Below are 20,911 nucleotides of genomic sequence, written 5' to 3'. Positions count from 1 at the left end.
CCGGTCGGCAGCCTGCTGCCGGCCCAGCGCCAGCTCTCCGAGGAGCTGGAGATCAGCCGTGCGTCGCTGCGCGAGGCGCTGTCGACGCTCGAGGCGCTCGGGATGCTGCGCATCCGCGCGGGCAAGGGCGTGTATGTCGAAAGCGCGCAGGCCACGGCCGCCCATGCGTGGCGATTCGCCGAGCAGTCGTCGCCGCCCGATACCTACCAGATGCGCTACGCGCTCGAAGGATTCGCCGCGCGAATGGCCGCGCACGTCGTCACCGACGACGACATCGCGTGGTTCGAGGACAATCTCGCCGACCTGCACGTCGCGCTCACCGAAAGCGAGCTCGACGCGGCATCGCAGCTCGACTTCGACTTCCACATGCGGATCATCCATCTCGCGGGCAACGCGGCGATCGAATCGATCCTGCGCAGCAGCGCCGACATCATGAAAGAAAGCCAGCGCATGCCGTTCTACCGGCGCGAGCTGCTGCTGTCGACGTGGACCGAGCACCGCGCGATCGTCGACGCGCTGATCGCACGCGATGCCGCCGCCGCGGGCACCGCGATCGAAACGCACATCGCGAACGCCGCGCAGCGCGCGGGCATCTTCTTCCCGACACCGCGCACCTGACGGCCCGGGCGGCCGCGCGCCGCCCCGTCGTACCGGTCAGCCTCCCGACGGATCGCGATACGCGAGCGCACGCTCGATGAACGCGCGCGCCGCGACGCTGCGGTACGCGCCCTTGCGCGTCAGCAGCGCAGCCGTGCGCGCGGGCAGCGGCGGATCGATCTCCAGCGCGCACAGGTCGGCACTCTCGCGCGCGACCGCGTCGGGCAGCACCGTCGCGAGCCGGCCGCACCGCACGAGCTCCAGCACCGCGCTGACCGTATTCGTCTCGATCGCGATCTTCGGCCTCGCGCCGTGCTCGATGAAATAGCGGTCGATGCTCTCGCGCGTCGCGAACGCGCGGCTCAGCAGCACCAGCGGCTCGCCGCCGAGCTCGGCCGGCGTCAGCGCGCGGCGGCGCCGCGCAAGACGGTGCGTGCGGCCCGTCACGAGCGCGAGCGGCTCGTCCCACAGCGGCAGTGCGTCGACGTCCGGCGCGCGCGGCGGCATGAACGCGAAGCCCGCGTCGAGCCGGTCGTCGGCGAGCAGCGCCTCGATGCGTTCCTGCGGCATCGCGTCGATCGTCAGCGCGACGTTCGGATAGTCGGCATGGAACGCGTCGATCAGCGAGCCGCTCAGGTAGGCCGCGAAGGTCGGCATCATCGCGAGCCGCAACGACCCGCTGCCGAGGCCGGCGACGTCGTGCAGCGCGCGCTGCCCCGTATCGAGCTCATGCAGCGCGGCACGCGCGTGGCGCGCATAGACCTCGCCGAACTCGGTGAGCTGCACCATGCGGCCCGAGCGGTCGAACAGCTGCACGCCGAGCGTGTCCTCGAGCTGGCGGACCTGCTGCGACAGCGTCGGCTGCGACACGTGCAGCGCGTCGGCCGCGCGCGTGAAACTGCGCTGCTCGGCGACGGCCAGGAAATAGCGGATGTGGCGCAGTAGCATGGCGGCCGTTGTATTGGTTCTGCCAATGAAGACCATAACGATCCAGTCTTGGACGCTATGGTTCGATTCCCGCATCATACGCACATCCGTTCCGGCACATCGCACCTGCTTTCCGCACCGGAACGGCCCGCCCGGGCCCGCCTGCCTGCGCCCGCCGCACGACGATCCGCCGCCCGCCCGATCCGGGCCCGGCCGCGATCCGCCCGGCGCGCATCGGTTCACCGCCGATCCGTTGACGCCGGCCCCGATTTCCGTCACCCCGCGCAGCCGACGGCCCCGTGCCGCCGGCCGGCGCCGCTGTTTTTCGCGACCATGGAACCGCATCAAGACAACCATCCTCCCCTGACCCGCGGCATGACGCTGCTGTTCGCGTGCGCGTGCGGCATCGTCATCGGCAACATCTACTACGCGCAGCCGCTGCTCGCCGCGATCGCGCACAGCTTCGGCCGCGCGCCGACCGAACTCGGCTATCTCGTCACGCTGACGCAGCTCGGGTATGCGGCGAGCCTGCTGCTGATCGTCCCGCTCGGCGACGCGGTCAACCGCCACACGCTGATCGTGCGGCTGCTGATGCTCAACGTCGTCGCGCTGGCCGCGGTCACGTTCAGCACGAACTTCACGATGTTCGTCGTCGCGAACGTCGCGGTCGGCTTCGTCACCTGTTCGACGCAGCTGCTGGTGCCGTTCGCGGCGTCGCTCGCCGACGCGCGCTCGCGCGGCCGCGCGGTCGGCACCGTGATGAGCGGGCTGCTGCTCGGCATCCTGCTCGCGCGCGTCGCGGCCGGTGCGATCGCCGACGGGTTCGGCTGGCGGGCCGTGTACGGCATCGCCGCGGTGATGGTGCTCGCGCTGACGGCCGTGCTCGCCGTGAAGCTGCCGAAGGATCGCCGCGACGCGCGCGTCGACTATGCGGCGCTGATGAAGTCGCTCGTCGCGCTGGTGCGCGCGCAACCGCTGATCGCGCTGCGCTCCGCCTACGGCGCGCTCGTGTTCGCGTGCTTCAGCCTGCTGTGGACGGGCCTCACGTTCCTGCTGAGCCAGCCGCCGTACAGCTATACCGAAGGGCAGATCGGCCTGTTCGGCGTCGTCGGCGCGGTGGGCGCGCTCGCGGCGACGTCGGCCGGCCGGCTGGTCGATCGCGGACACGGCAATGCGGCGACGGGGTTGTTCGCGGCGGCCGTGCTCGCGTCGTTCGCGCTGATCGCGGCCGGCGCGCACTCGCTCGCGGCGCTGATCGCGGGCATCCTGCTGCTCGACGTCGGCGTGCAGGGCGTCCACATCTCGAACCAGAGCGTGATCTATGCGCTGGCCGGCAACGCGCGCAGCCGCGTGACGACGATCTACCTGACGAGCTACTTCATCGGCGGCGCGCTCGGGTCGTTCGCGGCGAGCGTCGCGTACGGCATCGACGGCTGGCGCGGCGTGTGCATCGCGGGCGCGGCGCTCGCGGGCGTGCTGGTCGTATTGTGGCTCGCGTCGCAGCGCGTCGGCGTGCGGCAGGTCACGCAGTAATTCAGCGGGGCGTTTTCTCGTCACCCTGAAAAAGGGCACGCCCCGCGAAGCGCGGGCGTGCCCTTTTCACGATCGCGTCGAGACAGTCGCGCGCCGGTGCGCGACCGTCACGCAGCCTCGCCGACGAAATCGATCAGCACCTTCATCGCACGCTGCCGGTCGCCGGCCAGTTCGAACGCGAGGTTCGCGTCGCGCATCGGGAACACGCGCGTGACGGCCGGCCGCAGGTCGACGCGTCCCGCATTGATGAGCTGCACCGCGAGCGCGAATTCCGCGTGAAAGCGGAACGAACCGCAGATCGACAGCTCCTTCGCGACCACGACGTTCTGCGGCAGGCTGACGTCGCCGCCGAGCCCGAGCTGCACGACGACCCCGCGCGGACGCATCACGTCCAGCCCGTCGCGCAGCGCGCGCGCATTGCCCGAACACTCGATCATCACGTCGAACGTGCCCTTGTCGGCGCTGTAGCGCTCGACCCATCCGGCGTCGGCCGCCGCGTTGATCGTGCGGTCGGCGCCGAGCGCGCTCGCCACTTCCAGCGGCGCCTCGACGACGTCGGTCGCGACGATCTCCGCCGCGCCGTGCACGCGCGCCGCCGCGACCGCGAGCACGCCGATCGGCCCGCAGCCCGACACGAGCACGCGCTTGCCGATCAGCGGGCCCGCGCGCGACACCGCGTGCAGCCCGACCGCGAACGGTTCGGCGAGCGCCGCGAGCGACATCGGCACGTGATCGGCAACCTTCACGCACTGCACCGCGTCGCACACGAGCGCGTTGCGGAATGCGCCCTGCACGTGCGGCATCCGCATCGCGCTGCCGTAGAAGCGCATGTCGAGGCACTGGTTCGGCAGCCCTTCGAGGCAGTAGCGGCACGCACCGCACGGCCGGCTCGGATTGACCGCGACGCGATCGCCGACCTTCACCGACGTCACGTCCGGCGCGACTTCCGCGACCGTGCCGGCAACCTCGTGGCCGAGCACCATCGGCTGCTGCAGCCGGATCGCACCGAAGCCGCCGTGCCGGAAGTAATGGAGATCGGAGCCGCAGATGCCGCCCATCGCGACCTCGACGCGCACCTGCCCCGGGCCGATCTCGCCCGCGTCCTGCTCTTCCACCCGCAGGTCGTTCGGCCCGTGGATCACGACACACATGCAACGCATACGCATGACAGCCTCCTCAGACGACCGGCGTGACCAGCGGCACGCCAGCGAAGTGCGCGGCAAGGTTGTCGCGCACCAGCCAGCCCATCGCCTGGCGCGTCTCGATCGTGCCGCTCGCATGGTGCGGCTGCAGCAGCACGTTCGGCAACGCGAGGAAACGCGGGTCGATGCGCGGCTCGTTCCAGAACACGTCGAGCGCCGCACCGGCGATCGCACCGCGCTCGAGCGCGTCGAGCAGCGCGGGTTCGTCGACGGTCGTGCCGCGCGACACGTTCACCAGATAGCCTTGCGGCCCGAGCGCATCGAGCACGGCGGCGCCGACGAGGTGACGCGTCGCCGGCCCGCCCGCGAGCGTGACGATCAGCAGGTCGCACCAGCCGGCCAGCTCGGCGAGGTCGCCGAAAAAGCGGTGCGGGCCGTCCGCGCGCGGCGCGACGTCGAAGTAGCCGAGCTCGACGTCGAAGCCCGACAGCCGGCGCGCAACCGTCGAGCCGATCCGGCCGAAGCCGACCACGCCGACGCGCTTGCCATACAGCCGCGTGACGAGCGGCATGTCGCCGTCGCGCCAGGCACCGGAACGCACGTACGCGTCGCCGGCGCCGATGCGGCGGATCATCGCGAGCGCGAGCCCGACACCGAGGTCGGCCACGTCGCCGGTCAGCACGTCGGGCGTGTTCGTCACGCGGATGCCGCGCTCACGTGCGGCGGCCAGGTCGATCGCATCGGTGCCGACGCCGTAGCACGCGATGATCTCGAGCTTCGGCAGCGCGGCGATCAGCGCGGCATTCGCGCCGAGATCGCCGCGTGTCGCGATCGCGCGCACGCCGGCGCCGTGTTCGGCGAGGAACGCCGCGCGGTCGGCGGCTTCCCACAGCCGGTGGACGTCATAACCTGCCGACAGCCATGCGTCGTCCCACGGCTGGTAAGGGCCCGTCATCAGCAGTTCGGGCCGCTGGGTCGATTCGTGCGCCATCTGCGCTTGCTCCTGTCGAGGTAAGTGGAATACGAAGGCAGGCCGGGCCGCGTCAGCCGCCCGGCCCGTTCATGCGTGCCGCGCGAGCGCATCGGCGCCCGGGGCCTGCGCCACCTGCGCCGCGTCGAGCGGATCGTCGAGATCGCGGTTCAGCGTTTCGGGCATCCGCGACGTCGTGAACAGCGTGATCAGCGTCAGCAGCACCAGGTACGCGGCAATCGGCACCCAGGCGCGCACGCCGGCCGCGTGATCGCCGCCGTGCAGCGCGATCACGGTCGCGATGATCGTCGCGCCGACGAGCGGTGCGATCCCGCCCGCGAGCACGGCCGACACTTCGCGCGAGAACGACACGCCCATGTAACGATGGCGCGCGCCGAACAGTTCGGGCAGCAGCGCGGCCTGCGCGCCGAGCATCCCCCAGTTCGCGAAGCCCTGCGCGACCGAGATCGCGATCACGCTCGCGACCACGTTCCCCTGGCTGAAGATCCACCACACCGGGAACGCGAGCGCGAGCTGCAGCCACGCGAACGTGCGATACACGCGCACGCGGCCGAAGCGGTCGCTGAGCCGGCCCGCCAGCGGCACCGTACATGCGCCGACGGTCGCCGCGCACACCAGCGCGAGCGCGCCGATCGGCCCCTTCATGCCGATCACGCCCGCGAGATAGCTGACGGCGAGCGCCTGGTAGATCGACGAGCCGCCGTTCTCAGCCATCCGCAGGCCGATGCCGATCAGCAGCGAGCGCTTCGAATGCTGCACGGCGCTTTTCAGCGGATTCGCCGATACCTGCGCACGCTTCTCGAGCCGCACGAAGGTCGGCGACTCGTGCAGCCGCACGCGCATGTAGATCCCGACCGCGACGATCACCGCGCTGAACAGGAACGGCACGCGCCAGCCCCAGCCGTCGGTGACGCGCTCGAGGTTGGCGAGCAGCAGGAAATAGACCGCGGCCGCCAGCACCGTGCCGAGCTGGATGCCCAGGAACGGCAGCGACGCATAGAAGCCGCGCTTGCCGGGCGGCGCGTATTCGGTCATCAGCACCGCGGCGCCGGCCTGCTCGGCACCGGCACCGAGGCCCTGCAGGATGCGCAGCAGCACGAGCAGCCCGGGGGCCCAGTAGCCCGCCGTTTCGAAGGTCGGCAGTACGCCGATCAGCGTGCTCGCGACGCCCATCAGCAGCACCGTCGCCGTCAGCACGAACTTGCGGCCGATCCGGTCGCCGAGCACGCCGAACACGACCCCGCCGAGCGGGCGCACCGCAAAGCCGACGAAGTAGGTGCCGAAGCTCGCGATCAGCCGCATCTCGGCGGTCTGCGCGGGAAAGAACAGCGGCCCGAAAACCAGCGCCGATGCGAGCGTGTACAACGCGAAATCGTAGTATTCGAGCGCGCTGCCGAGCGAGCAGGTCCACGCCGCGCGGTTGAGCTGCTTCGTGTCGACGCCGCGGCGCTCGACGGTCTCGCCCGGCGCACCGGACCCTGCATCGTGCCGCGCGGGCGGCGGGGAAATGCGATCCATCGTTGTCTCCTGTCTCCTGCCTTCCGTTCCGGAACCCGGCCGCGTATCGCGACCGGGACATCGGCCCGCTCGTGCGGCGGGCTCTACTGGGAATTCGGATGCCGGCCGCGGCCGGCGCAACGGCGCTGCGCGCATGGCGCGCTCGCGCCGCCGCTCAGACGGCGCTGGTCAGGCCGCCGTCGACGAACAGCGTCTGGCCGTTCACGAAATCGGACGCGGCCGATGCGAGGAAGATCGCCGCCCCGCACAGCTCGTCGACGCGCCCCCAGCGGCCGGCCGGCGAGCGCTTGCACAGCCAGTCGGAGAACGCGGCGTCGTCGACCAGCGCGCGGTTGAGTTCGGTTTCGAAATAGCCGGGCGCGAGGCCGTTCGCCTGGATGCCGTGGCGCGCCCAGTCGGCGCACATCCCTTTGGTCAGCATCCGCACCGCGCCCTTGGTCGCGGCATACGGCGCGATCGTCGGCCGCGCGAGCTCGCTCTGCACCGAGCAGATGTTGATGATCTTCCCGCGGCCGCGCGCGATCATGTGCCGCGCCACCGCCTGCGCGACGTTGAACACGCCGTCGAGGTTCACTCGCATCAGTGCCTGCCAGTCGTCGGGTTCGAATGCGTCGAGCGGCGCGCGGCGCTGGATGCCCGCGTTGTTCACGAGGATGTCGATCGCGCCGACGCGCGCCTCGAAATCGTCGATCGCCGCACGCACCTGCGCGTGCTCGGCGACGTCGAATACCGCGTAGTCGGCCGTGAAGCCTTCCTCGCGCAGATGCCGCACGAGCGTCGCGGCCTTCTCCTCATTGCGATCGTTGATGACGATCGCCGCGCCGGCTTCGGCCAGCCCGCGGGCGAGCGTCAGCCCGATCCCGCGTCCGGAACCGGTAATCAGTGCGCGGCGGCCGTCGAGGCGGAATCGTTCGAGCGCGTGGGTCATGCGTGTCTCCTCGTACCAGTCGAGCCGGCGGCCCATCGCAGCCGGTCTCGCGTTGACGGTATCTTCGGCCGTCGGCCGGGCACCGCGCCAATGGTCTTTTTTGATCCGGTTATCATGAAATCTGATTACCGCTCACGCCTGCCCGCCGCCCATGGAACTCAAGCAATTGCGCGCCTTCGTCACGCTCGCGGAAGAACTGCATTTCGGGCGCGCCGCGCAGCGCCTGTTCATCGTGCAACCCGCGCTGAGCATGCAGATCAAGGCGCTCGAGGAAGAACTCGGCGCACGCCTGTTCGAGCGCGACCGGCACAAGGTCGAACTGAGCGAGACGGGGCGCGTGTTCCTGCCCGAGGCACGCGCCACGCTGCAGCAGGCCGCGCGCGCGGAACAGATGGCGCGGCTGTCGAGCCGCGGCGAGATCGGCACGCTGCGGATCGCGTTCGTGTCGTCGGTGCTGCCCGCGCTGCTGCCGGCCGTGCTGCGCACGATGCGCGAGCGCTATCCGCTGATCACGCTCGAACTGAAGGACATGCCGACGCCCGACCAGGTCGCCGCGCTGCGCGACCGGCGGATCGATTTCGGGATGATCCGGCTGCCGGCCGCGTATGCGGGCATCGACACGCGCGTGGTGCTCGAGGAAGGCTTCGTCGTCGCGCTGCCGCTCGACCATCCGCTCGCCGCGCACGACGCCATCCCGCCGGCCGCGCTGCGCGGCCAGCCCGCGTTCGTGCTCGCGCGCCGCTACGCGCCGGGCTTTCACGACGACATGCTGCTCGCGCTGAGCCGCGCGGGCACGACGCTCGAGATCGCGCAGGAGTTCGGGGAGTTCACGACGATGCTCGCGCTCGTCGCGGCGGGGATGGGAATCGGGCTGATGCCGGCGGAGGCTGCCAGCGCGCTGCCGCCGAACGTGCTCGCGCGGCCGCTCGACCTGGCCGGGCACCGTACCGGTATCGGCCTCGCGTGGACCGATCTCGACAGCCCGCTGAAGCGCGCGTTCGTCGACGCGCTCGAACACGTGACGGCGAACGCCGGGCAATAAAAAACCCGGCCGGAAAACCGGGCCGGGCTCGTTCGCCACGCCGGCCGCCTTGCGGCGGCCGCGCAACGTGCGGGATTACTTCGCGTTCGCGAATGCGACAGCCGTATCCAGCATGCGGTTCGAGAAACCCCACTCGTTGTCGTACCAGCTCGACACCTTCACGAGGCGGCCCGACACCTTGGTCAGCGTTGCGTCGAACGTCGACGAAGCCGGGTTGTGGTTGAAGTCGATCGACACCAGCGGTGCGTCGTTGTAGCCGAGGATGCCCTTCAGCGCGCCTTCCGATGCTTCCTTCATGATCGCGTTGACTTCCTCGACCGTCGTGTCGCGCTTCGCGATGAACGACAGGTCGACGATCGACACGTTGATCGTCGGGACGCGGATCGCGTAACCGTCGAGCTTGCCGTTCAGTTCCGGCAGCACGAGGCCGACGGCCGAAGCCGCGCCCGTCTTCGTCGGGATCTGGCTGTGGGTAGCCGAACGCGCGCGGCGCAGGTCTTCGTGATAGACGTCCGTCAGCACCTGGTCGTTGGTGTAAGCGTGGATCGTCGTCATCAGGCCGGTTTCGAGGCCGATCTTGTCGTTCAGCGGCTTGACGAGCGGCGCGAGGCAGTTCGTCGTGCACGATGCGTTCGAGATGACGGTGTGCTCGGCCTTCAGCACGTCGTGGTTCACGCCGTAGACGATCGTCGCGTCGACGTCCTTGCCGCCCGGTGCCGAGATGATGACCTTCTTCGCGCCGCCCTTCAGGTGCGCGCTCGCCTTTTCCTTCGTCGTGAAGAAGCCCGTGCATTCCATCACGACATCGACGCCCAGCTCGCCCCACGGCAGTTCTGCCGGGTTGCGGTTCGCCAGCACGCGGATCTTGTCGCCGTTCACGACGAGGTAATCGCCGTCGACCGACACTTCGCCCGGGAACTTGCCGTGCGCGGTGTCGTACTGGGTCAGGTGCGCGTTGGTCTTCGCATCGCCCAGGTCGTTGATCGCGACGATCTCGAGATCGTGCTTCTTGCCGTTTTCATAGAACGCGCGCAGCGTGTTGCGGCCGATACGGCCGTAGCCGTTGATTGCGACGCGAATCGTCATGGTCTATCTCCTGATGGCTGAAAAAATTCGTTTCGTGCAGCTTCACGTGCGACGCGCGCGAGGGGTGGCGCGCGTCGCGTATGTCTTTAGGCCAGCACGGCCTTGGCGGTCTCGACGACGTGCTCGACGGTGAAGCCGAAGTACTTGAACAGTACGCCGGCCGGTGCCGATTCGCCGAACGTGTCGATCCCGACGACGCCGCCTTCGAGGCCGACGTACTTGTGCCAGAACGACGTCACGCCCGCTTCGATCGCGACACGGCGCACGCCGTGCGGCAGCACGCGTTCACGGTATTCGGCGTCCTGGCGGTCGAACACGTTGGTCGACGGCATCGACACGACGCGTGCCGCGATGCCTTGCTGCGCGAGCGGCTCGACGGCCTTCATCGCGAGTTCGACTTCCGAGCCCGTCGCGATCAGGATGATCTTGCGCGCGACGATCTCTTCGTCCCAGTCCTTCAGCACGTAGCCGCCCTTGTCGATGTTCGCGATCTGCGCATCGGTACGCGGGTTGAATGCCAGGTTCTGGCGGCTGAAGATCAGGCTCGACGGACGGTCGGCGGCGACCGCGTGGGTCCACGCGACGGCCGTCTCGACCGTGTCGGCCGGACGCCACACGTCGTGGTTCGGGATCAGGCGCAGGCTCGACACGTGCTCGATCGACTGGTGCGTCGGGCCGTCTTCGCCGAGGCCGATCGAATCGTGCGTGAACACGAAGATCGACGGCACCTTCATCAGCGCGGCCACGCGCAGCGCGTTGCGGCTGTAGTCGGAGAACGTCAGGAACGTGCCGCCGAACGGCTTGTGGCCGCCGTGCAGCGCGAGGCCGTTGATCGCGGCGCTCATGCCGAATTCGCGCACGCCGTAGTTGATGTGGTTGCCCAGCACGACGCCCGGGCCTTCCGGATTCGCGCGGACGGCCTTCGACGCCTTCCAGTTGGTCAGGTTCGAGCCGGTCAGGTCGGCCGAGCCGCCGAGCAGCTCCGGCAGCGCGGCAGCCAGCCCTTCGATCGCCTGCTGCGACGCCTTGCGGGTCGCGACCGTCTCGGCGCGCTCGTTCGCGCCGGCGATGATCGCCGCGGCCTTTTCAGCCCAGTCGGCCGGCAGCTTGTTGGCCATCCGGCGCTCGAATTCGGCGGCTTCTGCCGGGAACTTCGCGCGATAGGCGGCGAACGTCGCGTCCCATTCGGTTTCGGCGCGCTTGCCGGCTTCCTTCGCATCCCATGCCGCGTAGACTTCCTGCGGGATCACGAACGGCTCCCACTTCCAGCCGAGCGCTTCGCGCGTCTTCGCGATTTCTTCCGCGCCGAGCGCCGCGCCGTGCACGTCGTGGCCGCCGGCCTTGGTCGCCGCGCCCTGGCCGATCACCGTCTTGCAGCAGATCAGCGTCGGCTTGTCCGACAGCTTCGCCTTCGCGATGGCCGCGTCGACCGCGTCGACGTCATGGCCGTTCACGTTCGGGATCACGTTCCAGCCGTACGCTTCGAAGCGCTTCGGGGTGTCGTCGTGAAACCAGTTCACGACGTCGCCGTCGATCGAGATGCCGTTGTCGTCGTACAGCGCGATCAGCTTGTTCAGCTTCAGCGTGCCGGCGAGCGAGCAGGCTTCGTGCGAGATGCCTTCCATCAGGCAGCCGTCGCCGAGGAACACGTACGTGTGGTGATCGACGATCTTCGCGCCGTCACGGTTGAACTCGTCGGCCATCAGCGCTTCGCCGAGCGCCATGCCGACCGCGTTCGCGAGACCCTGGCCGAGCGGGCCGGTGGTCGTCTCGACGCCCGGCGTGATGCCGTATTCCGGGTGGCCCGGCGTCTTCGAGTGCAGCTGGCGGAAGTTCTTCAGCTCTTCGATCGGCAGGTCGTAGCCGGTCAGGTGCAGCAGCGAGTACAGCAGCATCGAGCCATGGCCGTTCGACAGCACGAAGCGGTCGCGGTCGGCCCAGTGCGGGTTCGTCGGGTTGTGCTTCAGGTGGCGCGACCAGAGCGCGACGCCGATTTCGGCCATGCCCATCGGCATGCCGGGGTGGCCGGAGTTCGCTTGCTGGACGGCGTCCATCGCGAGCGCGCGGATCGCGTTGGCCATCAGGGTGGTGGAGGCGGGAGACGAAGTCGTCATGTCGAGTCCGGAGAACGAGTCGAGGAAACGGGGGCACGGCGGCATCCGGAAGCTCGGGCGTCGATCGTTCCCGGCGCGCGGTGCGGCGCCTGACGGACGCGAAGCGGACGGAGCCTACGGACGAGGCTGCAAAGCTCGTCATTTTAACAGATGGCCTGACATTTCCCTTGTCGGCGCGTAGTGTTCCGGCACGGTTTTCCGTCAAACCGCCCGCCTCCTATAATTCAGACGTCGGAACTCCCTGCCCTGGCGGCCCGCCCGTGAGCACGACCCTTCTTTTTCATCCCACGCCCGACGCTACATACGGCTTCCCGAACGCCCGTCGGCTCGCGCACGTCGCGTCGCCGCACCAGCAGATCGAAGTCTGGGAAACGCCGCAGCTCGGCCGCCTGTTTACGCTCGACGGCCGGCCAATGACGTCGGTCGGCGACGAATACGTGTACCACGAGTGCATGACGCACCCGGCCGCGCTCGCGCATCCGTGCCCGAGGAAGGCGCTCGTGCTCGGCGGCGGCGACGGCGGCGCCGCGCGCCAGTTGCTCAAGCACGCATGCATCGAGCGGATCGTCGTCGCGGAGCTCGACGACGAAGTGGTCGGCATGGCGCGCCGTTATCTCGACGACGTGCACCAGGGCGCGCTCGACGACCCGCGCGTCGAGGTCGTGATCGGCGACGCCGCGCATTTCGTCACGTCGACCGTCGAGCACTTCGATCTCGTCGTGTTCGACCTCACGCCGCCCGATTCGCCGGCGGCCGGCCTCTACACGCGCGAGTTCTACGCGCGGCTCAAGCGGATCCTGACGCCGCGCGGCGCGATCTCGATGCACCTCGGCTCGCCGGTGTTCCACGCGGCGCGCATCGCCGCGCTGCTCGACGACCTGCGCGCGAGCTTCTCGGTCGTCGATCCGTTGTCCGCGCACGTGCCGCTATACGGCTCGCAGTGGCTGATGGCGATCGCAAGCGACACGCTCGATGCGGCGGCGCTGTTCGCGCATGACGTCGACGAACGGCTCGCGGCCCGCCGCGTCCAGGGTTTGCGCTACTACGACGCCCGGCTGCATGCGTCCCTCTTTGCCCTGCCGCGCGCGCTGCGCGATACACTGGGCGTTCGCCGCTGAGCGTCGGCGCGGCCGCCTCGCTTCGCTTTCCCGTCGGGTCTTCGCAAAATGCGTGACGTGCAGCACCGGGGCGAGTCGCCCCGGACGCCGCGCCGCCCCCTGAACGAACGCCGAAGCATGGAATCAGCGCACGCGCCGAAGCGCCCACACAGGAGATTTTCATGACCGATCCACGTCCGGCCAACGTGCCTTGGTTGACACCCTACCTGGCCGTACGCAACGCGCGCGCAGCCATCGATTTCTTCAAGGCCGCATTCGGCTTCGAGCTGCGCGACGTGCACGACGAGGACGGCGCGATCATGCACGTCGAGATGGCCTACCGCGGCCAGCTGATCGTGATGTTCGCGCCCGAGGGTGCGTTCGGCTCGACCGCACTCACGCCGAAGAGCGCGAACGCCACCGCGCCGCAGTCGTTCTACCTGTATGTCGACGACGTCGACGCCACCTGGCAGCGCGCGCTCGACGCGGGCGCGAAATCGCTGAGCCCGCCGCAGGATCAGTTCTGGGGCGACCGGTTCGCGCAGATCGAGGATCTCGACGGCTACCGATGGGCGCTCGGGCGCCGTCTCGACGCATGACCCCAACCGCTACACGCATGAACGAAGCCACCACCACCGCGGCCGTGCCGCGCTTTTTCGTCGACGCGGCACTGCGCGCCGACGCCACGCTCGCGTTGCCGGCCGATGTCGCGCGCCACGCGCAGGTGCTGCGCCTGCAGCCTGGCGACGTGCTCGCGCTGTTCGACGGCACGGGCGGCCAGTACCGCGCGCGGCTCGTCGAGATCGACAAGCGCAGCGCGCTCGCACAGATCGACACGTTCGAGCCGGCCGAAGCCGAGCCGCCTTATCGCGTGACACTCGCGCAAGGCATCGCCGGCGGCGACAAGATGGACTGGGTGATCGAGAAAGCCGTCGAGCTCGGCGTTGCCGCGGTCGTGCCGCTGTCGACCGCGCGCGGCGTCGTGAAGCTCGCCGGCGAGCGCGCGGACAAGCGTGTCGCGCACTGGCGCGGCGTCGTGCGCGCGTCGTGCGAACAATGCGGGCGCAACCGCGTGCCCGACGTCGCGCAGGTCACCGGCTTCAACGCGTGGCTCGATACGCTGCCGGCCGCACCGGCCGACGGCGAACTGCGGCTGCTGCTGTCGCCGCGCGCGAGCATCCCGTTTGCGTCGCTGCCCGACGCGCCGCCTGCGGCAACCGTCACGCTGCTGATCGGGCCGGAAGGCGGGCTGTCGCCCGACGAGGAAAACGCGGCCCGCGCACGCGGGTTCACCGCGCTGTCGCTCGGGCCCCGCGTGCTGCGCACCGAGACGGCTGGTGCGGCGGTGCTCGCGGCGCTCGCGGCGCGCTGGGGCGGGTGGTGATGGCGATGCGCGGCCGGGCACGCGCCGCGGCATGACGACGGCGCACGGCGACGCGGGTCAGCGTGCCACGCTCAACGGCTCGATATCGATGACGGGCGAAGTCTTGAGCGCCGACGCCAGCGCGTCGAGGTTGTCCGCGTCGAGCGCGAGCGCCGGCCCGGTGATCCGCAGCGTCCGGGCCGGCGGTGTCGCCCGGATCGCCTTGAGCAGCGGGCCGCGATAGCGCAGGTTCATCATCATCTGTACCGCCGGCACGATGCCGATCGGCCGACCGTCATGCTGGAACGTGGCCGCGTCCACCGTGTCGTTCCAGCCCTGGATGAAGCCGCCGGCGTCGATCCGCGTGTTCAGGTCGATCCATTGCTGCTTCTTCGCGTCCGCACTGTCGTCCGACGCCCGCAGCGCGTCGGCCGCGCGGCTCACGTCGGCATCGTGCTTCGCGCGCCATGCCATGTAGCCGAGCGCGAACACCATGTTGTCCGGCAGGATGTCGTCGGCCTCCACGACGTCGAACAGGCGCCGCGGCGCCTGGTTCGCGACGAACGCCGGCGTCAGGATCCACACGCCCCCGTTGCGCAACGCGCCGGTCGTCCTGCCGAGCGCGGGCTCGCCGCTGTCGACCGCGATGCGCGTCAGCAGGCCGGCCTCGACCAGCTCGTCCAGTTGCGCCGCCAGCGCCGGCGACGCGTGAATCGCGCGGGCCACCGCAGCATACTGGCCTGGCGTCGAGCGCGTGCGCAGATCGGCGAGCAGCCGCTCGACGGCCGCGTGCGCCGCCGGCGAACCCTGCAACGAGGCCGGTTCGGCGGCGCTCGCCCCCGCCACGGCCGCGCCGCACACCGCAACAACCACCGCGGCAACCCGCATCCCTCGTGTGAGGATCCCCATCGTTCACTCCCCGTTCGAATGCGCGGCACGCCGGCCATGTGCAGCGGCCGCGATCAAGCCGCTTACTTGCCGGCTTCGCCGCCCGCCGAGCCGATCGGATCCAGCAGTGCGTCGACCAGCGGCGACAGCACGTCACCCGGAGAGCCCGTGAGCCAGCCCTTCTCGTTCGTGCCGTAGAGATCGACCTGCCCCGTCACGGTGCGGCCCATCGGCGCCTCGTCGTAGACGTGCGCCATGCCGGAGAAAAACTCGGCGAGGAAGGCCGTCCGGGCCTTGTCGGTCTTCAGGCGCGGGTTGCCCAGCTTCTCCTTCAGCGCCTTCACGCCGGGCCCCACGTCCACGACACGGCACGAAAAATCGACCGTCGCGATGGATTCGCCCTCCACATACTCGTTCGGCTTCTGCGTCGAACCGGTCGCCTTGCATTCGGAACGGGCCAGCACATGCTGATACGACGTGATCGACGCGCTGACCGGTGCGCGCAACGCCGCACGAGACCTGGCCGGCATCTTCGACAGCAGCGCGGCGATCATGTTGTCGCGCATCGTGTCGCCGAGCTTCGGGATGGCCGCGACGTCGAGCGCGTCCTTGCCTTTGAAGCGCGTGCGCATTGCATCGTTGAACTGCATCGCCTTGGCGACGTCGCCGTTGACGAAGGTACCGAGATACAGATCGGTGGTCTGCTCGGGCGTCAGCACCGCCGCGTGCGCGGCACCGGCCACGACGAGCGCGGACAGCACGGCCGCCCGCGCGGCCTGGAACAACGGAAAACGCGCGCCGCGGCGCGCATGAAGGGCAACGTTCATCGGTCCGGTCATGTCGGTGTCGAATCGATCGGGCCGGCGCGGCGGCCTCATTGCTGGCTGGCGGCGATCGCCGCGACGACCGGGCCTGACAGCGCGTCGACGACGGGCTTCAGCAGGCTTTCGGGGCTGTCGGTCGTCCAGCCCTTGCTGTCCGAACCGACCATCTCCACCTGCCCCGTGATGCGCCGGCTGACCGGTGCGTCGTTAAATGCCCGCGCCAGGCCCGTGTATATCGTTTTGGCCGCCGCGAAGCGCTGCGGGTCGGTTTTCGCGCTCGCGCGCGCTTTCATGGCCTCGTCTCCCGGCGGCGTGACGTCGGCCACCTTGCACTCGAAACTGACCGTGACACGGTCCTGCCCATTCCCGCCTGCGCCCGGCGTGCGCTTTACACCGGTGGCGTTGCATTGCGAGCGCCGCAACGCGCCCGTGTACGCGACCACCATCGAGTCGAGCGACGGCGCCAGCGCCTCGCGCCCGGATTCCGACAGCATCGCCATTACCTGCCCGAGCATCTGTTCACGCATGTCGCCGTACATGTCGGCCGGCAACAACATGTTCCGGGCATCCTTCGGATCGGCGCTCGCACGCACCGAGTCGTTGAATTGCTCGACCTTGGCCGCGTCGTTGTTAACGATGGCGCCCAGATAAATGTCGACAGTCTGTTCGGGTGTGAGTGGCGCGGCCTGCGCGGCCAGCGGGATGCCGAGCGACAGGGCGCACGCGGCCAGCGCGTGCACGAGCGGACGGCGCGCACGGGCGGGCGCCGCGAATCGGGTAGCGGTCATGGGAAACGGCCCTCTCTCGAATGATTGGTGTTGTGCGCCCGGCCGCAGCGGCCGCCGCGGCCGGGCCGATCGATTGTCGCGGAAAAAAGTGCGCGATGAAAGGTCTTTGTCGGGCCGGACGCCGCCCACGCATCACGCGCGGACGCAAAAAAGCCCGCTCGAAGCGGGCTTTTGACGGAAGTTCGCCGGATCGGCCGTTGGCCGCCCCGTGCTTACGCGAACGAGTAGAACACGCGGAACGCGACCTTGCGCTCGGCCCAGAACTCGGCCGCCTCGCGGAACACGTCGAGCAGCGTCTCGCGCCCTTCCTTGTCGAATTTCTGCGCGATCGGCAGCCCTTCGAGGACGATCACGAAACCGGGCTGCGCGCCGGCCTTCGCGACGAGGTCGGTCAGGCAGTCGTACAGCGCGTCGTAGTTCTTCCCGAAATGCTTCGGGAACAGGAACGACGTCGCGATCGTTTCCATCACTTCCTGCTTCGACTGCGCGGCGCCGCAATACGCATACAGGAAATGCTGGCCGAGCCGGCCGGCTTCGTCGGCAAGATCCTGCACGCGGAACGCGCGGATCGACTGCACGAGATTGGGTCGCACGGTCGTGAAAAGGCTCATAGGCTCCTCGTTCGATGAAAGCCCGGGCTCGGCTTCCTGTTGCTCCGGCGTGCCGCCGGCCTGCGCCGCCGCGTGCAGTTGAATCACGCGCTGAAACAGATTGCCGTCGCCGGCCGCGAACAGTTCCGCCGCCGCCGTTTCGTGCGCGTAGATGGAGTCGCTCATGCCATTCGTCCCGAAGTCATTCAACAATACGTTTAAAACTGTTGTAGTGGTCGCCCGTGTAATAACAGTTGTCGATCCGGCGCAACGGCCCGCCACAGACGATCCGGCGCGCGCCGCGATTGCGGGCACGCGGCGTCGGTACCGTGTACTCATGGTAGTAGCCGCGCTTCGCTTTTGGCAGGATCCGCTCGCGGTTGCCAAACACGACGCCGTCTTTCTCGTACGGATAGGGGCCGCCAGCGCCGATCAGGCCCAGCGTGGTCACGGCCTCGCGCGGAAGACTGGCGGTCGGGATCGTATCGAGCCCGCTCGCCGCGACGTCGGCCGCAACGGCCTCCCGTGCGTAAGCGGCGGAAACCAGACTGCCCGTCGGCGTGCCGACGATACCCATCGCGAACATCGCGAAGACGGACGCGAGCGCGCCGTTGCGGAGCCACTTGCGTGCCATGAACCAGGGTTCCCGCTGTTAAATCAAGTAGTTGACGACCAACAAAGGCGTTAGCGTAGCGTTATTGTCCGCGCGAATCAATGTCCGTTTGGGAATCGAAAGCATCGCGATGCCCGGAACGGCGCATTTTTTACCGAAATTACACTACATTTATCTTACACAGGATAAAATAAAGGCGGCATCGCTCGTATGGCAAGACCTGCCTCCTTGCCGCGCTCGCTACCAGGAGTGGAGGGATGCTGCTGTTGCCTTGAGGGAAGCGCGTTTGCGCCCTGCCCGCGGCGTGCCCTTTGCGGGCACGCCTCTTTTTGCTTTTGTTTACAATTTCGCCCGACGCGCCACGCCGGTTCGACCGGCCTGGCGCGTTCGTTTTGGCTCAGCGCGTGGCGTTCACGTCGGCGACCAGCAGCGCCGCCATGTTGACGATGCGACGAACGGTCGCCGATTCGGTCAGCACGTGCACCGGCTGCGCGGCACCCAGCAGGATCGGCCCGATCGCGATGTTGTTGCCCGCAGCCGTCTTCAGCAGGTTGTACGCGATGTTCGCGGCGTCGATGTTCGGCAGGATCAGCAGGTTCGCTTCGCCTTCCAGCGTCGATTCCGGCAGGATTTCCTTGCGCAGCGCCGCGTCGAGCGCGACGTCGCCGTGCATCTCGCCGTCGACCTTCAGCTCCGGTGCATGTTCCTGCAGGATCGCGAGCGTATCGCGCATCTTCTTCGCCGAAGGTGCGTTGCTCGTACCGAAATTCGAGTGCGACACCAGCGCGACCTTCGGCTCGATGCCGAAGCGGCGCACTTCTTCCGCAGCCATGATCGTGATCTCGGCCAGTTCCTCCGGGGTCGGATCGACGTTCACGTGCGTGTCGACGAGGAAGATCTGGCGGCCCGGCAGCACGAGGCCGTTCATCGCCGCGTACACGCTGCAGCCCGGGCGCTTGCCGATCACCTGGTCGATGAAGTGCAGGTGGCGGTGCGTGGTGCTGATCGTGCCGCAGATCATCCCGTCCGCTTCGCCCTTCTTCACCAGCATCGAGCCGATCAGCGTCGTGCGGCGGCGCATCTCGACGCGCGCGAGCTGCTCGCTGATGCCCTTGCGCGCCATCATCTTGTAGTACGTCTGCCAGAAGTCGCGGTAGCGCTCGTCGTGCTCGGTGTTGACGACCGTGAAATCGGTGCCCGGCGTCAGGCGCAGGCCATAGCGCTGGATACGGTGCTCGATCACCGACGGGCGGCCGATCAGGATCGGCTTCGCGAGTTTTTCGTCGACGATGATCTGAACGGCACGCAACACGCGCTCTTCTTCGCCTTCCGCGAATACAACGCGCTTCTTCTCTTCCGGCGCGGCGCGCGCGATCTGGAAGATCGGCTTCATCGTCGTGCCGCTGTGGTACACGAACTGCTGCAGGTGCTGCTTGTACGCGTCCATGTCCTCGATCGGGCGCGTCGCGACGCCGCCGTCCATCGCGGCCTGCGCGACGGCCGGCGCGATCTTCACGATCAGGCGCGGATCGAACGGCTTCGGAATCAGGTATTCGGGCCCGAACGACAGATCCTGGATGCCGTATGCGGTCGCGACGATGTCGCTCTGCTCGTGCTGCGCGAGTTCGGCGATCGCGTTGACGGCCGCGATCTCCATTTCACGCGTGATCGTCGTCGCGCCGACGTCGAGTGCGCCACGGAAGATGAACGGGAAGCACAGGACGTTGTTGACCTGGTTCGGGTAGTCGGTGCGGCCGGTCGCGAGGATCGCGTCGGGGCGCACTTCGAGCGCCGCTTCCGGCAGGATTTCCGGCGTCGGGTTCGCGAGCGCGAGGATCAGCGGGCGCTCGGCCATGCCCTTCACCATCTCCGGCTTCAGCACGCCGGCAGCCGACAGGCCGAGGAAGATGTCCGCGCCGTCGATCACTTCGGCCAGCGTCCGGGCTTCCGTTTCGCGGGCGAAACGCTCCTTGTCCGGGTCCATCAGCTCGGTGCGGCCCTTGTAGACGACACCGGCCAGGTCGGTCACCGTGATGTTCTCGAGCGGCAGGCCGATGTCGACCAGCAGGTCGAGACACGCGAGCGCGGCCGCGCCCGCGCCGGACGCGACGAGCTTGACCTTCTTGATGTCCTTGCCGACGACCTTCAGCCCGTTCGTGACGGCCGCGGCCACGACGATCGCGGTGCCGTGCTGGTCGTCGTGGAACACCGGGATCTTCATCCGCTTGCGCGCCTCGCGCTCGACGATGAAGCAGTCAGGCGCCTTGATGTCTTCCAGGTTGATCCCGCCGAAGGTCGGCTCCAGCGCGGCGATCACGTCGACGAGCTTGTGCGGATCCGACTCGTTCAGCTCGATGTCGAACACGTCGATGCCCGCGAACTTCTTGAACAGCACCGCCTTGCCTTCCATCACCGGCTTCGACGCGAGCGGCCCGATGTTGCCGAGACCGAGCACCGCCGTGCCGTTCGTGACGACGCCGACCAGGTTGCTGCGCGCGGTGAAGCGTGCCGCGTTGAGCGGATTCTCGACGATCTCCTCGCACGCGTACGCCACACCCGGCGAATACGCGAGCGCGAGGTCGCGCTGGTTGATCATCTGCTTGGTCGGGGCGATCGCGATCTTCCCGGGGGTCGGGAATTCGTGATAGTCGAGGGCGGCTTCGCGGAGCTTGGCTTTGGAGGAGGATTGGGTGGACATGTGTCTCGTGACGGGCGGATTAGAATAACTGTTCGACGGCATTGTAGCGCCAATCATCGGCCGCCAGACCGGCGATTCGGGTGCAACAGCCGCGACAAAAATGGTCCGGATGGTGCAGAAGCGCCGCCGTTCGCCTCGTACAATGCCGTTCCTTCAACCGTTCCGGATCGCC

19 protein-coding genes are annotated in these 20,911 nt (G+C 68.5%); 6 read left to right on the top strand and 13 right to left on the bottom strand.

The window, feature by feature from the left end:
• Window positions 1-618 (top strand): FCD domain-containing protein (locus FOZ70_RS21320; protein WP_219706646.1); only part of this gene is annotated, 618 nt, incomplete at its 5' end.
• Window positions 619-654: 36 nt separating this feature from the next.
• On the opposite strand, the gene cynR is transcribed toward FOZ70_RS21320, so the two are convergent.
• Entirely contained in the window at window positions 655-1,545 is an 891-nt protein-coding gene (gene cynR, locus FOZ70_RS21315) for a transcriptional regulator CynR (RefSeq protein ID WP_060054850.1), read from the bottom strand.
• A gap of 312 nt (window positions 1,546-1,857) precedes the next feature.
• Between cynR and FOZ70_RS21310 the strand changes: the two genes are divergently transcribed.
• Window positions 1,858-3,057 carry an MFS transporter gene (locus tag FOZ70_RS21310; protein ID WP_219706645.1) on the top strand — a complete coding sequence of 400 codons (1,200 nt, stop codon included), beginning with the start codon at window positions 1,858-1,860 and terminating at the stop codon, window positions 3,055-3,057.
• 107 nt (window positions 3,058-3,164) lie between these two features.
• Here FOZ70_RS21310 and FOZ70_RS21305 read toward each other — a convergent pair whose 3' ends face one another.
• The 4 genes from FOZ70_RS21305 to FOZ70_RS21290 form a co-directional block, all read right to left on the bottom strand.
• The gene (locus FOZ70_RS21305; RefSeq protein WP_059706675.1) at window positions 3,165-4,223 is read right to left on the bottom strand and encodes an L-idonate 5-dehydrogenase; all 1,059 of its coding nucleotides are present in this window, start codon (window positions 4,221-4,223) and stop codon (window positions 3,165-3,167) included.
• 10 nt (window positions 4,224-4,233) lie between these two features.
• Entirely contained in the window at window positions 4,234-5,190 is a 957-nt protein-coding gene (locus FOZ70_RS21300) for a 2-hydroxyacid dehydrogenase (RefSeq protein ID WP_219706644.1), read from the bottom strand.
• 69 nt (window positions 5,191-5,259) lie between these two features.
• Complete coding sequence (locus FOZ70_RS21295; protein WP_059493423.1) at window positions 5,260-6,708, bottom strand: MFS transporter; 1,449 nt, start codon at window positions 6,706-6,708, stop codon at window positions 5,260-5,262.
• 154 nt (window positions 6,709-6,862) lie between these two features.
• Complete coding sequence (locus FOZ70_RS21290; RefSeq protein ID WP_219706643.1) at window positions 6,863-7,636, bottom strand: SDR family NAD(P)-dependent oxidoreductase; 774 nt, start codon at window positions 7,634-7,636, stop codon at window positions 6,863-6,865.
• A 151-nt stretch (window positions 7,637-7,787) separates the two neighbouring features.
• On the opposite strand from FOZ70_RS21290, the gene FOZ70_RS21285 reads away from it, so the two are divergent.
• Window positions 7,788-8,678, top strand: a complete 891-nt coding sequence (locus FOZ70_RS21285) for a LysR substrate-binding domain-containing protein (protein WP_021159274.1) — start codon at window positions 7,788-7,790, stop codon at window positions 8,676-8,678.
• A 75-nt stretch (window positions 8,679-8,753) separates the two neighbouring features.
• Here FOZ70_RS21285 and gap read toward each other — a convergent pair whose 3' ends face one another.
• Together gap and tkt are read right to left on the bottom strand one after the other, a co-directional pair.
• Window positions 8,754-9,764 carry a type I glyceraldehyde-3-phosphate dehydrogenase gene (gap, locus tag FOZ70_RS21280; RefSeq protein WP_006485712.1) on the bottom strand — a complete coding sequence of 337 codons (1,011 nt, stop codon included), beginning with the start codon at window positions 9,762-9,764 and terminating at the stop codon, window positions 8,754-8,756.
• Window positions 9,765-9,850: 86 nt separating this feature from the next.
• The gene (tkt, locus tag FOZ70_RS21275; RefSeq protein WP_219706642.1) at window positions 9,851-11,923 is read right to left on the bottom strand and encodes a transketolase; all 2,073 of its coding nucleotides are present in this window, start codon (window positions 11,921-11,923) and stop codon (window positions 9,851-9,853) included.
• 215 nt (window positions 11,924-12,138) lie between these two features.
• Between tkt and speE the strand changes: the two genes are divergently transcribed.
• From speE to FOZ70_RS21260, 3 genes are all read left to right on the top strand, one after another.
• On the top strand, window positions 12,139-12,996 hold the full coding sequence (speE, locus tag FOZ70_RS21270) for a polyamine aminopropyltransferase (RefSeq protein ID WP_174416283.1): 858 nt from the start codon (window positions 12,139-12,141) through the stop codon (window positions 12,994-12,996).
• 161 nt (window positions 12,997-13,157) lie between these two features.
• The gene (locus tag FOZ70_RS21265; protein WP_021159271.1) at window positions 13,158-13,574 is read left to right on the top strand and encodes a VOC family protein; all 417 of its coding nucleotides are present in this window, start codon (window positions 13,158-13,160) and stop codon (window positions 13,572-13,574) included.
• A gap of 17 nt (window positions 13,575-13,591) precedes the next feature.
• On the top strand, window positions 13,592-14,359 hold the full coding sequence (locus FOZ70_RS21260; RefSeq protein WP_059484620.1) for a 16S rRNA (uracil(1498)-N(3))-methyltransferase: 768 nt from the start codon (window positions 13,592-13,594) through the stop codon (window positions 14,357-14,359).
• A gap of 57 nt (window positions 14,360-14,416) precedes the next feature.
• On the opposite strand, the gene FOZ70_RS21255 is transcribed toward FOZ70_RS21260, so the two are convergent.
• The 6 genes from FOZ70_RS21255 to FOZ70_RS21230 form a co-directional block, all read right to left on the bottom strand.
• A complete protein-coding gene (locus FOZ70_RS21255) occupies window positions 14,417-15,247 on the bottom strand; it encodes a hypothetical protein (RefSeq protein WP_219706641.1) in 831 nt (276 codons plus the stop codon).
• Between the two features lie 62 nt (window positions 15,248-15,309).
• Window positions 15,310-16,053: a hypothetical protein gene (locus tag FOZ70_RS21250; protein ID WP_059857742.1), complete on the bottom strand. Its 744-nt coding sequence runs from the start codon at window positions 16,051-16,053 to the stop codon at window positions 15,310-15,312.
• Window positions 16,054-16,100: 47 nt separating this feature from the next.
• The gene (locus FOZ70_RS21245; protein ID WP_124590439.1) at window positions 16,101-16,790 is read right to left on the bottom strand and encodes a hypothetical protein; all 690 of its coding nucleotides are present in this window, start codon (window positions 16,788-16,790) and stop codon (window positions 16,101-16,103) included.
• 260 nt (window positions 16,791-17,050) lie between these two features.
• On the bottom strand, window positions 17,051-17,614 hold the full coding sequence (locus FOZ70_RS21240) for a barstar family protein (protein WP_021159266.1): 564 nt from the start codon (window positions 17,612-17,614) through the stop codon (window positions 17,051-17,053).
• A gap of 16 nt (window positions 17,615-17,630) precedes the next feature.
• Entirely contained in the window at window positions 17,631-18,062 is a 432-nt protein-coding gene (locus tag FOZ70_RS21235) for a ribonuclease (RefSeq protein ID WP_021159265.1), read from the bottom strand.
• Window positions 18,063-18,438: 376 nt separating this feature from the next.
• Window positions 18,439-20,781: an NADP-dependent malic enzyme gene (locus FOZ70_RS21230; protein WP_269150515.1), complete on the bottom strand. Its 2,343-nt coding sequence runs from the start codon at window positions 20,779-20,781 to the stop codon at window positions 18,439-18,441.
• Window positions 20,782-20,911: the final 130 nt, after the last annotated feature.

The organism is Burkholderia sp. COPS, from assembly GCF_019425585.1.
GTDB lineage: Bacteria > Pseudomonadota > Gammaproteobacteria > Burkholderiales > Burkholderiaceae > Burkholderia > Burkholderia cepacia.
This window is presented reverse-complemented; position numbering and strand designations above follow the sequence as displayed.